The organism is Streptomyces sp. NPDC002130, from assembly GCF_040296465.1.
In the GTDB taxonomy this organism is placed as follows: domain Bacteria; phylum Actinomycetota; class Actinomycetes; order Streptomycetales; family Streptomycetaceae; genus Streptomyces.
Genome location: NZ_JBEOXI010000803.1, coordinates 1 through 1,485, shown reverse-complemented (window position 1 = coordinate 1,485; position 1,485 = coordinate 1). Strand labels below are relative to the sequence as shown.

At 62.2% G+C, this 1,485-nt stretch carries 2 protein-coding genes and 1 pseudogene; all 3 read left to right on the top strand.

Annotated features, from left to right (window positions below; all coding sequences use genetic code 11):
* Window positions 1–215 precede the first annotated feature (215 nt).
* Window positions 216–818 carry a hypothetical protein gene (locus ABT116_RS45705; protein ID WP_351647052.1) on the top strand — a complete coding sequence of 201 codons (603 nt, stop codon included), beginning with the start codon at window positions 216–218 and terminating at the stop codon, window positions 816–818.
* Entirely contained in the window at window positions 819–1,394 is a 576-nt protein-coding gene (locus ABT116_RS45700; protein WP_351647048.1) for a hypothetical protein, read from the top strand.
* Window positions 1,391–1,485 (top strand): annotated as a pseudogene (locus ABT116_RS45695) (glycoside hydrolase family 48 protein); the annotation flags it as partial. The gene ABT116_RS45700 and the pseudogene ABT116_RS45695, both read left to right, overlap by 4 nt.

The following is a 1,485-nucleotide window of genomic DNA, read 5'->3' as shown; positions in this document are numbered from 1 at the left end:
CGACGATCGCCGCCCACTGACTACGCGAGACGTACCCACAGGAGACCTGCGCGATTGCGTTCCCATCGAAAGGTCTCGCTCAGGTCATCGACCCGACGTTCCAGTCGTACAAGGACCCAGGGTTCGACGACATCTGGGATCCGGAATCGAATCTCCGTGCGTCGCTGAACTACCTGCTTCGTGACCCGAAGTTCGGTGGGCAAGGTGTCGCAGCGTTGACCGGTGCCGGCTACGACCAGGGCGGGGTCTTCAAGGACAAGACCTTCGGTTTCAACCTCTCCGGAAAGCCCGAAGTCGTGTTCACGGACGATCAGTGGCGGTTGCTGCAGCAGTACATCCCGGCCGTGACAGGTCAACCGCTGACCACACCCGAATCGCCGTCGGTAGCACCTGCTCTCGCAGGTGATCCGGCAGCACCAGTTCCGGGTGCGGCGGCGTTCGATCCGCAGGCGTACATGAACACACGCCTGGATAAATACGGCAAGGACGTCGGCAAGATCGGTCAGGACGCTCTGCTCGAAATCTTCGGGCTCAAGGGCACTCCCATCGATCCGAACAGCTACTACCGACAGGCCTTTGAGCAGGCGTCGAAGGCCACAGTGCCGTCGGCGGGTGCTGCTCCCGGTCTCACCGCCGGGTCGCAGTACAACGTCGGCACCACCAATCGACCGGACCAGATTTACGCCGGCGACGGCGCTGCCCCGGTCGACCAGTCCACAACCATCAACATTCAGGTCCAGTCTGTCGAAGAGGCATTCGCGAAAGCGAAAACCTATGCGGCGCAGCTGGCCCTGCAGCACGGGGCGAGGTGGAGTTAGTTGTTCGATTCGACAGCGAAGGTGGAAATCTTCGGTTGCGACGGGTCGTACTTCTGCCTCGCGGGTGAGGGTCAGGGCGCCGAAGGGGTGTACCTGTCCACCAACCCGCGAGGCATTTACGACGCACCGGTGTCGACGATCTGGAAGTCTTCGGCCTTCCAGATCGGCGGCAGCTACCGAGGTAAACGCATTAACCAACGCGAAGTCGTGTTCGGCGTCGAAATTCTCGGAGACTCGTCCGAGGAATGGGAGGAGAACGACTCCCGATGGCGCAAGGCTTGGGACTACGAAATCGATCCGTGGGACCCCAACGGATCTCAGACTCGGATGCGGATCACCACCGAACGGTCCGGCTCACGGGATCTGCTGCTCCAGCTGTCCGAGAACCCGGACTTCGCGTCAGACAAAGATCCGCGCCTGACCGGTCACGGCACCGTACCGATGACCGCGATCGCCGGGCAACCGATGTGGTTCCAGGACGACGAGCTCGACGGGTGGAAGCTGGAGGGCGGCACGTCGGGGTCCGGGACTGTCACTATCTCGAACCCGACCGACCAGCCGATGCTCATCAAATGAACACCTTCCAGCGCGGCGCGCAGGAGTCGGTGTGGGAGACGGTGCCGCAGCCGACCTGCGACGCGTTCAAGTACGGCGGCAAGAACGGCTA